The sequence below is a fragment of the Ureibacillus sp. GCM10028918 genome (assembly GCF_042666115.1).
Taxonomy (GTDB): domain Bacteria; phylum Bacillota; class Bacilli; order Bacillales_A; family Planococcaceae; genus Ureibacillus.
Genome location: NZ_JBHTFK010000036.1, coordinates 42,483 through 55,393 on the forward strand (window position 1 = coordinate 42,483; position 12,911 = coordinate 55,393).

Genomic DNA, 12,911 nt, shown 5'->3' on the forward strand with positions numbered 1-12,911 from the left:
AAAAATTGTAAATTGTGAATTTTACCGGTGCTTTTCGTTGTATGAAAAAATAATGGTATGATAAGATTTTACTTATAGTTTTTCTGTTATGTTGTGAGGAGGCTGGGGATGAATCGAATATTTCGATACACCATATTTTACTTATTAATTTTTCTCGTGATTATAGGTATTTTTGGAACTTTCAATGGAGGCAGTACCCCTTCAGAAGAGTTAACGTATCATGAGTTTTTAGAGGCTTTAGATGCAGGTACAGTTGAAAATGCAAATATTCAACCTGATGCAGGTGTACTTGTAGTAGAAGGGGAATTGACAGGGTATGAAGAAGGGCAAACCTTTGTTGTTAATCTCCCACAGGACAACCAAGCTTTAATGACTAAGATTAATGAAACAGCGGCAAATAATCCGAATATTAATTGGCTAAAAGCCCCGGAAACTAGTGGGTGGGTTCAATTCTTTACTGGTATTATCCCGTTCATCATTATTATCATTTTATTCTTCTTCCTATTGAGTCAATCTCAAGGTGGCGGTAATAAAGTGATGAACTTCGGTAAAAGTAAAGCGAAGCTATACGATACTGAAAAGAAAAAAGTACGATTTAATGATGTTGCTGGTGCAGACGAAGAAAAAGCTGAACTAGTTGAAGTAGTTGACTTCTTAAAAGATCATCGTAAATTTACTGATATGGGTGCACGTATCCCGAAAGGTATTTTACTAGTAGGTCCTCCAGGGACAGGTAAGACATTACTTGCTCGTGCGGTTGCTGGCGAGGCTGGCGTACCATTCTTCTCGATTTCAGGTTCTGACTTCGTAGAAATGTTCGTTGGTGTCGGTGCAAGCCGTGTTCGTGACTTATTCGAAAATGCAAAGAAAAACGCACCATGTATTATCTTTATCGATGAAATTGATGCAGTTGGTCGTCAACGTGGAGCAGGACTTGGCGGCGGTCACGATGAGCGTGAACAAACGCTAAACCAATTGCTTGTAGAAATGGATGGTTTCGGTGTAAATGAAGGTATTATCATTATCGCAGCGACTAACCGCCCAGACATTTTAGACCCAGCATTACTTCGTCCAGGACGTTTTGACCGTCAAATCACGGTTGGTCGCCCAGATGTTAAAGGTCGTGAGCAAATCTTAAAAGTACACGCACGCAATAAACCATTACGTGAAGATGTAGATCTTAAGGCGATTGCTCAACGTACACCGGGCTTCTCGGGTGCCGATTTAGAAAACCTATTAAACGAATCAGCACTTGTTGCTACTCGTCGTAATAAAAAGAAGATTGACATGTTGGATATTGATGAAGCAACTGACCGTGTTATTGCGGGTCCAGCAAAATCAAGTCGTGTTATCTCAAAAAAAGAACGCAATATTGTTGCCTTCCATGAAGCTGGTCACGTAGTTGTTGGTTTAACTTTAGACCAAGCTGAAAAAGTGCATAAAGTTACAATTGTTCCTCGTGGTCAAGCGGGGGGGTATGCAGTAATGCTTCCTAAAGAAGATCGTTACTTCATGACAAAACCAGAGTTATTGGATAAAATTGCAGGACTTTTAGGAGGTCGTGTTGCCGAGGATATCACATTCGGTGAAGTTTCTACAGGTGCACATAATGACTTCCAACGCGCTACTGGTATTGCTCGTTCAATGGTTACAGAATATGGGATGAGTGATAAGTTAGGACCAATGCAATTCGGTTCTACTCAAGGTGGTAATGTGTTCTTAGGTCGTGACTTTAACTCGGAACAAAACTATTCTGATTCGATTGCATATGAAATCGATAAAGAAATGCAATCCATTATCGTGAATCAATATGAACGTACAAAGCAAATCCTAACGGAAAAGCGTGATTTATTAACATTAATTGCCAATACCTTACTTGAGGTTGAAACATTAGATGCTGCACAAATTGAGCATTTAAGGGATCACGGGACACTTCCAGAGCGTAAAGACTATTCAAAAGTTGAAGAAGATTCAACAGTTGAATTATCAAAACCTGGTTCTGAAAACCCTGAATCAAAAGATTTAGCAGTAGAAACTACGGGTAATACTTCGTTAGAAAAAGAAATTGTTGGCCAAACACAAGACCCAACAATTAAGGATTTACCAAAAGAAAAGGATTCAACTCAATCTACTGAAGGAATCAAAGAAGATCGAGAAAAGTAACCATTTCTTTAAGTATTGACATCCAAACAAAAAGAATTGAATAAATGATTTTTGCACTGAATGAGTATGCTAAGGCCATACTCATTCAGTTTTTTTGTGTCCAAAGACAACTTTTTTATTACATGCCAGAAAGTTGTCTTGGTAAATTAAATTACTACTACCTTAAGAGGAAATTTTAATCAGTTCAAAACAACACAATCAAGGGAGTAACTTTATGCAGTCCGTAGAATTCTATTACTGTGTATATAAATCAATAATATGGTATTATTTTAAAAAATTGGACTAAAAATTGGGCGTGATTAGATGATTCTTGTATTGAACGCAGGCAATTCAAATATTGCCTTGGGAATATTTGAAGAGGAAAAATTAAAGCATCATTGGCGAATGGAAACTAATCCTCATAGAACAGAAGATGAATATGCAATGCAGGTAAAAGCATTTTTCTCACATGTCCAAATTTCTTTCGGGCATATAAAAGGAATCATTATTTCCTCTGTTGTCCCGCCAATCATGTATGTATTAGAAGAAATGTGCCGAAAATATTTTCATATTAAACCGTTAATCGTCGGTCCGGGAGTCAAAAATGGGTTGAATATTAAATACGAAAATCCGCGTGAAGTAGGTGCAGATCGAATCGTAAATGCTGTTGCAGCTATTGAAGAATATGGCGGTAAAAGTCCAATCATTGTAATAGACTTTGGCACTGCCGTAACATATTGCTTTATAAATGAAAAAGGAGACTACCTGGGGGGAGCGATTTCTCCTGGAATTACTATATCTACGGAGGCACTTTATTCAAGAGCCTCAAAATTACCGCGCATTGAAATTTCTCGCCCACCGAATGTAATCGGTAAAAATACAGTTTCTGCAATGCAGGCAGGAATTATTTTCGGATTTGTAGGGCAAGTTGAAGGCATTGTTAGTCGAATGAAAGAAAATAGTATGGTAGAACCACTCGTAGTGGCAACAGGAAGCCTAGCAAAGCTATTAGCTAGTGAAACGACAATGATTGATATTGTGGATGATTTTTTAACCCTAAAAGGTCTTCGTGTTATTTATAAAAGAAACCAATAAGAAATGAGGAATAACTTCATGAATGATTACCTAATAAGAGCATTGGGATTCAATGGGAATGTCCGTGCCTTTGCTGCAAGAACAACAGAGACAGTTGGAGAAGCTCAGAAAAGACATAATACTTGGCCAACTACAACGGCTGCCTTAGGACGTTCAATGACCGCTACTGTCATGATGGGGGCAATGTTAAAAGGTGAGGATAAATTAACGGTGAAGATTGAAGGGAACGGTCCAATCGGTCCAATGATTATTGACGCCAATGCTGATGGCGAAGTACGCGGTTTTGTAACGAATCCACAAGTCCACTTTGACCTAAATTCAGCCGGTAAATTAGATGTTCTACGTGCAGTAGGGTCAGAAGGAACACTTACAGTCGTAAAAGACTTAGGATTACGCGATATGTTCTCTGGACAAACTCCTATCGTTTCAGGCGAAATTGCAGAAGACTTCACCTATTATTTCGCGGTTTCCGAGCAAGTTCCTTCATCGGTCGGTTTAGGCGTACTCGTAAATCCAGATAATAGCGTATTAGCAGCAGGTGGTTTTATCATTCAAATTCTGCCAGGCTGTGATGAGGATACAGTTTCACGAATTGAACAACATTTGCAAAACATAGAACCGGTTTCGAAAATGATTGAAAGAGGTTTAACTCCAGAACAAATTTTAGAAGTAGTTTTAGGTGAGGATAATGTTCAAGTACTTAGTAAGTCTCCAGTAGAGTTTAAATGTCAATGTTCAAAAGAGCGTTTTGGTGTAGCAATCATTAGTCTGGGTGCCCAGGAAATTCAGGAAATGATCGATGAGGATGGTGGGGCAGAAGCGGAATGCCATTTCTGTTTAGAAAAATATCATTTCGATCAACAAGAACTTGAAGGTTTTATAAATGAAATCAAAGCACAATAATTATTCAAATCAAACATCCAACCAAACACCACTATCACAGCGAAGATTAAAAACCAAACCGACTTTAACATTATTAGCGATTTTATTTGTGGGGAATATTCTATGGTTTATCCTTTGGCTATGGCCAGATGGGAAACAACTGGATGGCGGCGACGAAATCGTCGCTGCCATCGATGAAAAAAAGATAACTCGCCAGGACTGGATGGCGGCCATGGAAAGTAGATACGGGAAAGAGACGCTACAAACCTTAGTAAACGAAGCGGTTATGGAAAAAGCCGCAGAAGAGTATAATATTAAGGTAACAGATGAGGAGATCGAATTGGAAATTGCCCTCATGCGTTCCGCACAAGATAAAACAGACACGACAATTCAAGAACTAACGGATGAGGAGTTGCGTCAAAAAGTACGTGCCCAGCTCATCCTGGAAAAGGTTCTAACAAAAGACATTGTTACAGATGTGGAGCAAGTAGCTACTTACTATGATGAAAATCAATCGCTTTATAACATCCCAACTACATATGGAACAAGCATCATAATAGTGGAGTCAAAGAAGGATGCGCAAAGCGTAAAGAGTGAACTGGAAGAAGGATCGGATTTCTCTGTTCTTGCACGTGAGCGTTCTCTTGACACGACTTCAGCAAGTTTAGGCGGAGATATTGGGTTTATCACTCAGTCTCAAAAAAATATCGATTCAAGCATACCGCAGGCTGTTCAGGAGTTAAGTGCGGGTGACATCAGTGAACCATTTGTTATGAGTGATGGCCGATATGGAATCGTCTATGTAAAAGAAGTTAACGATGGCAAGTCGTTTACATATGAAGAAGTAAGGGGTCATATTGAAAGAGTATTATCTTTGGAACAATTACCGACATCAATTACGCCTGAAACATTCTGGAAAGAATTCAACGCTACATGGTTCTATGGAGAGTCTTAAACGTATATTTGTAAAATATTCACAATATTTAGTTCGATTTTGTTGACATAAAGTATCTTAAATTGATAATATACTAAATAGATAAAACCTATTAATATAGTAGGTATTGAGGAGAGGGATGACGAATATGAGTAAATTAGTGAATTCAGTTGCAGAGTTAGTCGGGCAAACACCAATCGTAAAATTAAACCATGCAACAGGGGAAAATGAAGGAAACGTTTATGTAAAATTAGAATTTTTCAACCCAGGCAGTTCTGTAAAAGATCGTATTGCATTAGCAATGATTGAAGCAGCAGAAAAAGACGGTACTTTACAACCAGGCGGCACAATTATTGAACCAACTTCAGGCAACACTGGTATCGGTTTAGCAATGGTTGCAGCTGCAAAAGGTTACCGTGCCATTTTAGTAATGCCGGAAACAATGAGTATCGAACGTCGTAAATTACTTCGTGCTTATGGAGCTGAATTAGTATTAACACCTGGTCCAGAAGGAATGAAAGGTGCCATCGCAAAAGCTGAAAGTTTAGCACAAGAAAATGGCTACTTCTTACCACAGCAATTTGAAAACTCAGCAAATGCTGAAGTTCACCGATTGACTACAGGTCCGGAAATCGTAGAAGCATTTGATGGGCTTAAATTAGACGCATTTGTCGCGGGTATTGGAACTGGTGGTACGATCACTGGTGCCGGGGAAGTGCTAAAAGAAAAATACCCTGAAATTGAAATCATCGCTGTTGAACCTAAAGACTCTCCTGTTCTTTCAGGCGGTAACCCAGGTTCGCACAAAATCCAAGGGATCGGTGCTGGATTTATACCTAAAGTATTAAACACAGAAGTATATACTTCAATCTTCCAGGTAGATAACGACACTGCTTTTGAGGTAGCTCGTAAAACTGGCAGTGAAGAAGGTATTCTCGTAGGGATTTCTTCTGGGGCAGCGATCTATGCTGCAATTGAAACTGCTAAACGACTTGGCAAAGGTTCAAACGTATTAGCAATCGTTCCATCTAATGGGGAGCGTTACTTATCTACAGCTCTTTACAACTTCGAAGACTAATGGAATAAAATCATTCTGGCGTTACCCTTAGGGGTAATGCCTTTTTGTTTTAATGTAATACTTTCGAAGATGAAATGCTTTTTCTTATCTATGGGTAAACTAGTTTTATGTCAGTTTACTTAAAGATTCTTATAAAATTCCTTTTTGCTAAGGTGTAACCAGTTGGTTAAGTTCGTTTACTTAGAAGCATTTTCTTCATTTGTATTATTTCCTTTTCCAAATTATCAATCTTTCTTTCTATGTTTCTTAAATCGATTTTAGCGTTGTTAGTATCACTTTCTTGATTGTTTTGTTGTTGTGTTGCCTGCAGTGCAAGGGCAGTGGAGATTGTTGCAATTCCTTCTCCCAGCGTTGAAAACAAGCCGGCAATTACTGCAAGTGCAGCAGCTTGATTCTCTAGATTATTAATCTCATTTTTTTTATCAACGTTATTATTATTTTTCATCTTATAAGCCTCCTAAAAAATAACTCATATGCATCATATGCCATAATTATTTTCTTGTGTAAGAAGAGAGACTATGAAGGAATCACGTTTTTACTCAAAACTTAAGCAATTAAAAATAATAAAGTATAAAATGATGGTAAAATTACTTGGAGCCCGAGCTTTAATAAAATTCCGCGGGAAATATTTTATTGAAAAAATATTTCCTGAAACAATACATAGAAAACATCAAGTAAAGAGGGGTAAACTATGCTTTCGAAATATCAGAAACCTTTAAAACTTAATAATATAGAACTTGATTATAAGAAAGAAACGTTTGTTATGGGGATTTTAAATGTAACTCCAGATTCGTTTTCCGATGGAGGGAAATTTAATTCCGTTGAAAGAGCTGTGCAGCATGCCAAAGAAATGGTTGCGAATGGTGCCAAGTTAATCGATATCGGGGGAGAGTCAACGCGCCCAGGATATACACGAATTTCAGATGAAGAAGAAATTGAGAGAGTCGTGCCTGTCATAAAAGCTTTGTTGAAGGAAGTGCCAGCTATCCTTTCCATTGATACATACAAATCAGCGGTTGCAAGAGCGGCAGTTGAAGCTGGTGCTCATATGATTAATGATATATGGGGGGCAAAAGCCGATCCTGAAATTGCAAAAGTAGCAGCTGAGTTCAATGTTCCCATTATTTTAATGCACAATCGGGAAGATGCGACTTATAACAACTTTTTTGAAGACTATATGGAAGATCTTCAAAAGAGCATCGATATTGTGAAACAAGCTGGTGTGCCAGAAACACATATTATCCTGGATCCAGGGATTGGCTTTGTAAAGAACCTCCAACAAAGTATTGAAACAATGCAACGATTAGAGAATCTTGTGTCAATTGGATATCCGGTATTACTTGCCACTTCTCGTAAACGCATGATAGGGACCATTCTTAATTTACCTTTAGAAGAACGTGTTGAGGGAACGGCGGCAACTTGTGCTTATGGCGTAATGAAGGGATGCCATATTGTACGGGTTCATGATGTGAAAGAAGTGGCACGTACCGTTAAAATGATTGATGCGTTAACGGGGAAATTCGAGGTAAATGAAGAATTACCTGCTAGACACTAATTGCTTTAGGAGATGGAAAGATGGATTATATACATTTAAGAGATATGCAGTTTTTTGGTTATCACGGGGTATTACCAGAAGAAAACGTACTGGGACAAAGGTTCAGAGCAACTGTTTCCTTGGCTGTTGATATTCAAAAGGCAGGACAAACTGATGAGCTGGATAATACGGTAAGTTATGTAGGAGTCTATGATATTTGTAAAGAAGTAATAGAGGGGAAACCCTATAAGTTAATCGAAGCTGTTGCTGAAAACATCGCGACTATTATTCTAAAGAATTATGAAGGACAAGTTTATGGATGTAAGGTAGAAGTGATTAAACCTGATCCTCCTATTCCAGGACATTATAAAGAAGTAGCAGTAGAGATTGTAAGGGGTCACTTTTATGAATAAAGTATATTTATCTTTAGGAACCAATATGGGGGAACGGGAACAAAACTTGCAGCTTGCGGTTCAACTTTTAAAGGAAAAGCCACACGTAACTGTAAAAACGATTTCTTCTATTTATGAAACTGCCCCTGTTGGCTATGTAGACCAGCCTGCATTTTTAAATATAGCTCTTGAGATAGAAACATCTCACCCGGCTATGGATATGCTAAAAATATGTCAATCCGTTGAGAATGAGCTAGGTCGTGTTCGTGAAATTAGATGGGGTCCTCGAATTATAGACCTTGACATTTTGCTTTATAATAACGACAATATTGAAACTGAGCAATTAATCGTTCCACATCCTAGAATGTTCGAAAGAGCCTTTGTATTAGTTCCGCTTTTAGAAATGGCTAATGGCTTTCAGACACCCCAGGTTGAAAGGGCTAAGTCAAGCCTGGAAAGTATGGACCTCGCAGGAGAAGGCATTACTAAATGGAAAACGCTAAACAGTGTTGAGGAGTTTTTACGAGAAGAGTAAAACGCTTTTCGATTGAGATTTAGGGTATATTTTTAAGCGAATTGTGATTCGTGATATATAGAATAATTAAGTAAGGGGAAGGCTGGCCTTTCCTATTCGGAGGAGAATGTATTGACTACACAAAATAAGCCATTTCAAATTGGCGATATCGTTATGGATAATCGTGTCGTACTAGCGCCTATGGCTGGAGTATGTAACTCGGCTTTTCGCTTAACAGTAAAGGAATTTGGTGCTGGTTTAGTATATGCTGAAATGATCAGCGATAAAGGGCTGGTTCAGCGTAACCAAAAAACATTAGATATGCTGTATATCGATGAGCGTGAAAATCCACTTTCATTACAAATCTTTGGTGGAGATAAAGAAACACTGGTAGAAGCTGCACAATATGTTGATAAAAATACAAATGCAGATATTATTGATATCAACATGGGCTGTCCGGTAAATAAAATCATCAAATGTGAAGCGGGAGCAAAATGGCTGCTTGATCCAAATAAAATCTATGAAATGGTTTCCGCTGTTGTGGATGCAGTCGATAAACCTGTTAGTGTAAAAATGCGTATAGGCTGGGATGACGAACATATCTTCGCAGTCGAAAATGCACAAGCTGCAGAACGTGCCGGAGCAGCAGCAATTGCCATGCATGGACGTACAAGAGTACAAATGTATGAAGGAAAAGCGAACTGGGAAATTATTAAAGAAGTAAAGAAAATTATAAGTATTCCATTCATCGGGAACGGTGACGTTGAAACTCCTCAAGATGCTAAACGCATGTTAGATGAGACTGGCGTTGATGCTGTTATGATCGGACGCGCTGCATTAGGGAACCCCTGGATGATTTATCGAACGGTACAATACCTAGAAACTGGTGAATTAAAACCAGAACCTTCAGTAGCTGAAAAAATGGACGTTTGCCTACTTCATTTTGAACGTTTAATGCAGCTTAAAGGTGAGGGGGTAGCTGTTCGTGAAATGCGTAAACACGCTTCATGGTATTTAAAAGGAATTCGCGGTAATGGAAAAGTCCGTAACGCCATCAATCAAATGGAAACAGCAGCTGAATTACGTGCTGTACTACAAAGTGTAGCAATGGAATTAGCAGAATACGACGAAGCAGAAGCTATATAATAAATAGGCATCCTTGTATCAGTAGTGATTAAGGATGCCTTTTAGCGTATTTATCTCGCTAAATCTTCTTTTGTTGGCCCCATTACACCAGGAACACGTAATCCTGCTTGGCGAAGCAATACTTGCATTTGAGCGCGGTGATGTGTTTGATGATCGACCATTAAACGAAGAATAGCCCCAATAGGTGTTAAGCGGCCATGGCTATTCACTTCTGTTAAAAGCATTTCATCAGACAGGTTTTCTTTTGCCACTTTAACAATATTTTTACTTGCAGATTTATAAGTACTTACAATTTCACTGATTACGGATGGAGTATTTTTAGAATCCAACTCGACATCAAGAGAAAGTCCCGCTTGTCCCATGAAATAAGCAGGAGAAGTTGTTAAGTGCCAGCTTAATGATTCAAGTGAACTATGACCTTCAACGATTGCTGCATGTTTTTTTTCATCTGTTATTGATTCGAAAACTGCTAAAGTCCCCTTACAGTTTCTTTCCCATTCTTGAATAAAATCATTTAAATTACGATACATAATGAAATCTCCTCTCATGTTAATACGGAAATTTTAGCATATTTTTACTTCAATATAGGAATAAATAAACTTGGATAAGTAATAAAGATGGAACCGTGTCTAACACCTAAGATAGCTGAAATTAATTTTCTGAAAAGTGAAATCTTTGTAAATCCGTACAAATTGAATCGAAAGTGGTGAATAGAGTGCGGAAATTGTGTACAATAGGTACATTATGGATTAATTGAACGCTATTGGTGGAATGCAAGTAATTACATTTAGTTAATTGGTTGTAGAGGGGTTCAAACACTTTCTAAGGAAGTTTGTATCCTTCTAACCGACTTTTAAGACGGTCTCTACTAACGAAGCACAAATAGAAGGAGTGAAACACGTGTCAAACATTGAAGAATTAAACGACCAACTTTTGGTGAGACGCCAAAAGATGACGAATATTCGTGAAAACGGTATGGACCCATTTGGTAGCCGTTTCGAACGTACACACTTATCAAATGAAGTGGTTGAACAGTTCGACCAATTTTCAAAAGAAGAATTAGAAGAGAACTTACGTGAAGTTGTTATTGCTGGACGTATTATGACTAAGCGCGGAAAAGGGAAAGCCGGCTTTGCTCACATTCAAGATTTAGCAGGACAAATCCAAATCTACGTTCGTAAAGATCATGTAGGTGACGACCAATACGATTTATTTAACCAAGCAGACTTAGGTGATATCGTAGGGATCCGCGGAAATGTATTCCGTACTCAAGTAGGCGAGTTATCTGTGAAGGCAGAGGAATTTACTTTCCTAACGAAATCATTACGCCCAATGCCTGAGAAATTCCATGGTTTGCAGGACGTAGAACAACGATACCGTCAACGTTATTTGGATTTAATGACAAATTCAGATAGTAAAAAAACGTTCATCACACGCTCTAAGATTATCCGTGCTATCCGCAGTTATTTAGATAGCCATGATTATTTAGAAGTCGAAACACCAATGTTGCACACGATTGCTGGTGGTGCAGCGGCGCGTCCGTTCATTACACATCACAATGCTCTGGATATGGAATTATACATGCGTATAGCAATTGAATTACATCTTAAACGTTTAATCGTGGGTGGACTTGAAAAAGTTTATGAAATTGGACGTGTCTTCCGTAATGAAGGTATCTCAACTCGTCATAACCCTGAGTTTACAATGATTGAATTATACGAAGCCTATGCAGATTACCGAGATATTATGGCGCTTACTGAAAATTTGATTTCTCATGTGGCACAAGAAGTATTAGGTACTACTGATATTCAATATGGCGATGACTTAATCCATCTTGCTCCAGGCTGGAAACGACTTCACATGGTAGATGCGGTAAAAGAAGCAACAGGTGTAGACTTCTGGAAGCCGATGACAAAAGAAGAAGCGCAAGCTCTAGCGAAAGAACATGGTGTAGAAGTCAAAGATGTTCATGAAGTTGGACATATTATTAATGAATTCTTTGAACAAAAAGTAGAAGAAACATTAGTTCAACCAACATTCATCTACGGACACCCAGTGGAAATCTCACCATTAGCGAAGAAAAACCCTGAAGACGAACGCTTCACAGATCGTTTCGAACTATTTATCGTGCGTCGTGAACACGCGAATGCCTTTACAGAACTAAATGACCCTATCGATCAAAGAGAACGCTTCGAAGCGCAACTAGCTGAAAAAGAAGCGGGTAATGATGAAGCACATGATATGGACAATGACTTCATTGAAGCGTTAGAATACGGTATGCCTCCAACAGGTGGACTAGGAATAGGTATTGATCGTCTAATCATGTTATTAACAAATGCTCAATCAATCCGTGATGTATTACTATTCCCGACAATGCGCCATCGTGACTAATTGCTTGTAGCTGTTTTGCGAGGAATAGCGACAGAGGGCAATATAAGGAAAAACCACCACATTGAGATACGGTGTAAATCATATAAAGGGAGTCGAAGTGGATCGAAACTACTTCGACTCTTTTTTATTGGTGAAGAATATCAGAGTAGAAGTAAGCGTTAATTCGAAAGTGAATTTTAGAATTACTGTACCTGACAATAGTTTCAGCTAAAATAAAACTGGTGTGAAATACAAATCTATAGAATTAGATTATTCCAGTATTATAAATATAGAGTGTTATTTTTCTGCAATTCTTTTAATCTAAATAAAATGACGGGTATGAACTGCTGGTTTCATGGAAATTTATTATGAATGAAAAAGGATTAAAGTTTTTTTAGAAAAACACTTGCATGTTATCATGAAAGATGATAACTTATTAAAGTCGCTGAAACGCGATGAGAAATAAATTACGCTTTCAAAAAACCTGTTGACAAAGAGGTTTGAAAGTAGTAAGATATAAAAGATGCTTCGAAAGCAACGAAATAAAAGTTTTAAAAAAGTGTTGACAACTAAGTTGTTAATAAGTATAATATAAGAGTTGTTGTTGAAATTGCAGCAACGAACATGAACCTTGAAAACTGAACAACAAAACGTTAATGAATATAGTTTCTTCTATTAATTTAGAGAAACAAAATTTTGGACATCAAAATTGATGCCAGCAAAAATTTGAGCTTTATCAAATTTTCTCTTTTATGGAGAGTTTGATCCTGGCTCAGGACGAACGCTGGCGGCGTGCCTAATACATGCAAGTCGAGCGGACTTGA

Annotated in this window: 12 protein-coding genes and 1 rRNA gene; 11 read left to right on the plus strand and 2 right to left on the minus strand. The window is 38.1% G+C overall.

Annotation, left to right across the window (positions count from 1 at the left end; translation table 11 throughout):
* The first annotated feature begins 108 nt into the window (after nucleotides 1-108).
* The 5 genes from ftsH (at nucleotide 109) to cysK (ending at nucleotide 6,131) form a co-directional block, all read left to right on the plus strand.
* Entirely contained in the window at nucleotides 109-2,163 is a 2,055-nt protein-coding gene (gene ftsH, locus ACFQU5_RS17195; protein ID WP_390290591.1) for an ATP-dependent zinc metalloprotease FtsH, read from the plus strand.
* 303 nt (nucleotides 2,164-2,466) lie between these two features.
* The gene (locus ACFQU5_RS17200) at nucleotides 2,467-3,237 is read left to right on the plus strand and encodes a type III pantothenate kinase (protein WP_390290594.1); all 771 of its coding nucleotides are present in this window, start codon (nucleotides 2,467-2,469) and stop codon (nucleotides 3,235-3,237) included.
* Between the two features lie 18 nt (nucleotides 3,238-3,255).
* The gene (gene hslO, locus ACFQU5_RS17205; protein ID WP_390290597.1) at nucleotides 3,256-4,140 is read left to right on the plus strand and encodes an Hsp33 family molecular chaperone HslO; all 885 of its coding nucleotides are present in this window, start codon (nucleotides 3,256-3,258) and stop codon (nucleotides 4,138-4,140) included.
* Nucleotides 4,121-5,074 (plus strand): peptidyl-prolyl cis-trans isomerase, encoded by a 954-nt coding sequence (locus tag ACFQU5_RS17210; RefSeq protein WP_390290600.1) that lies wholly within the window; start codon nucleotides 4,121-4,123, stop codon nucleotides 5,072-5,074. Before hslO ends, ACFQU5_RS17210 begins: the two co-directional genes overlap by 20 nt.
* 127 nt (nucleotides 5,075-5,201) lie before the next feature.
* Nucleotides 5,202-6,131: a cysteine synthase A gene (gene cysK, locus ACFQU5_RS17215; protein ID WP_390290603.1), complete on the plus strand. Its 930-nt coding sequence runs from the start codon at nucleotides 5,202-5,204 to the stop codon at nucleotides 6,129-6,131.
* A 166-nt stretch (nucleotides 6,132-6,297) separates the two neighbouring features.
* On the opposite strand, the gene ACFQU5_RS17220 is transcribed toward cysK, so the two are convergent.
* Nucleotides 6,298-6,576 (minus strand): translation initiation factor 2, encoded by a 279-nt coding sequence (locus tag ACFQU5_RS17220; RefSeq protein ID WP_390290606.1) that lies wholly within the window; start codon nucleotides 6,574-6,576, stop codon nucleotides 6,298-6,300.
* Between the two features lie 246 nt (nucleotides 6,577-6,822).
* On the opposite strand from ACFQU5_RS17220, the gene folP reads away from it, so the two are divergent.
* From folP to dusB, 4 genes are all read left to right on the plus strand, one after another.
* A complete protein-coding gene (folP, locus tag ACFQU5_RS17225) occupies nucleotides 6,823-7,686 on the plus strand; it encodes a dihydropteroate synthase (protein WP_390290609.1) in 864 nt (287 codons plus the stop codon).
* Nucleotides 7,687-7,706: 20 nt separating this feature from the next.
* The gene (gene folB / locus ACFQU5_RS17230) at nucleotides 7,707-8,078 is read left to right on the plus strand and encodes a dihydroneopterin aldolase (protein ID WP_390290612.1); all 372 of its coding nucleotides are present in this window, start codon (nucleotides 7,707-7,709) and stop codon (nucleotides 8,076-8,078) included.
* Nucleotides 8,071-8,592 (plus strand): 2-amino-4-hydroxy-6-hydroxymethyldihydropteridine diphosphokinase, encoded by a 522-nt coding sequence (gene folK, locus ACFQU5_RS17235; RefSeq protein WP_390290615.1) that lies wholly within the window; start codon nucleotides 8,071-8,073, stop codon nucleotides 8,590-8,592. Before folB ends, folK begins: the two co-directional genes overlap by 8 nt.
* A 111-nt stretch (nucleotides 8,593-8,703) precedes the next feature.
* On the plus strand, nucleotides 8,704-9,717 hold the full coding sequence (gene dusB, locus ACFQU5_RS17240; protein WP_390290617.1) for a tRNA dihydrouridine synthase DusB: 1,014 nt from the start codon (nucleotides 8,704-8,706) through the stop codon (nucleotides 9,715-9,717).
* Nucleotides 9,718-9,767: 50 nt separating this feature from the next.
* Here the strand turns inward: dusB and ACFQU5_RS17245 are convergent, their stop codons facing one another.
* A complete protein-coding gene (locus tag ACFQU5_RS17245) occupies nucleotides 9,768-10,247 on the minus strand; it encodes a DinB family protein (RefSeq protein WP_390290620.1) in 480 nt (159 codons plus the stop codon).
* A 361-nt stretch (nucleotides 10,248-10,608) separates the two neighbouring features.
* Between ACFQU5_RS17245 and lysS the strand changes: the two genes are divergently transcribed.
* Together lysS and ACFQU5_RS17255 are read left to right on the plus strand one after the other, a co-directional pair.
* The gene (lysS, locus tag ACFQU5_RS17250) at nucleotides 10,609-12,108 is read left to right on the plus strand and encodes a lysine--tRNA ligase (RefSeq protein WP_390290622.1); all 1,500 of its coding nucleotides are present in this window, start codon (nucleotides 10,609-10,611) and stop codon (nucleotides 12,106-12,108) included.
* Nucleotides 12,109-12,836: 728 nt separating this feature from the next.
* A 16S ribosomal RNA gene (locus tag ACFQU5_RS17255) occupies nucleotides 12,837-12,911 on the plus strand; the annotation flags it as partial.

Bases quoted from the DNA above. Each gene is read 5' to 3' on its own strand.
- ftsH (WP_390290591.1), top strand. From the start codon at position 109: ATGAATCGAATATTTCGATACACCATATTTTACTTATTAATTTTTCTC.
- ACFQU5_RS17200 (WP_390290594.1), top strand. From the start codon at position 2,467: ATGATTCTTGTATTGAACGCAGGCAATTCAAATATTGCCTTGGGAATA.
- hslO (WP_390290597.1), top strand. From the start codon at position 3,256: ATGAATGATTACCTAATAAGAGCATTGGGATTCAATGGGAATGTCCGT.
- ACFQU5_RS17210 (WP_390290600.1), top strand. From the start codon at position 4,121: ATGAAATCAAAGCACAATAATTATTCAAATCAAACATCCAACCAAACA.
- cysK (WP_390290603.1), top strand. From the start codon at position 5,202: ATGAGTAAATTAGTGAATTCAGTTGCAGAGTTAGTCGGGCAAACACCA.
- ACFQU5_RS17220 (WP_390290606.1), bottom strand. From the start codon at position 6,576: ATGAAAAATAATAATAACGTTGATAAAAAAAATGAGATTAATAATCTA.
- folP (WP_390290609.1), top strand. From the start codon at position 6,823: ATGCTTTCGAAATATCAGAAACCTTTAAAACTTAATAATATAGAACTT.
- folB (WP_390290612.1), top strand. From the start codon at position 7,707: ATGGATTATATACATTTAAGAGATATGCAGTTTTTTGGTTATCACGGG.
- folK (WP_390290615.1), top strand. From the start codon at position 8,071: ATGAATAAAGTATATTTATCTTTAGGAACCAATATGGGGGAACGGGAA.
- ACFQU5_RS17245 (WP_390290620.1), bottom strand. From the start codon at position 10,247: ATGTATCGTAATTTAAATGATTTTATTCAAGAATGGGAAAGAAACTGT.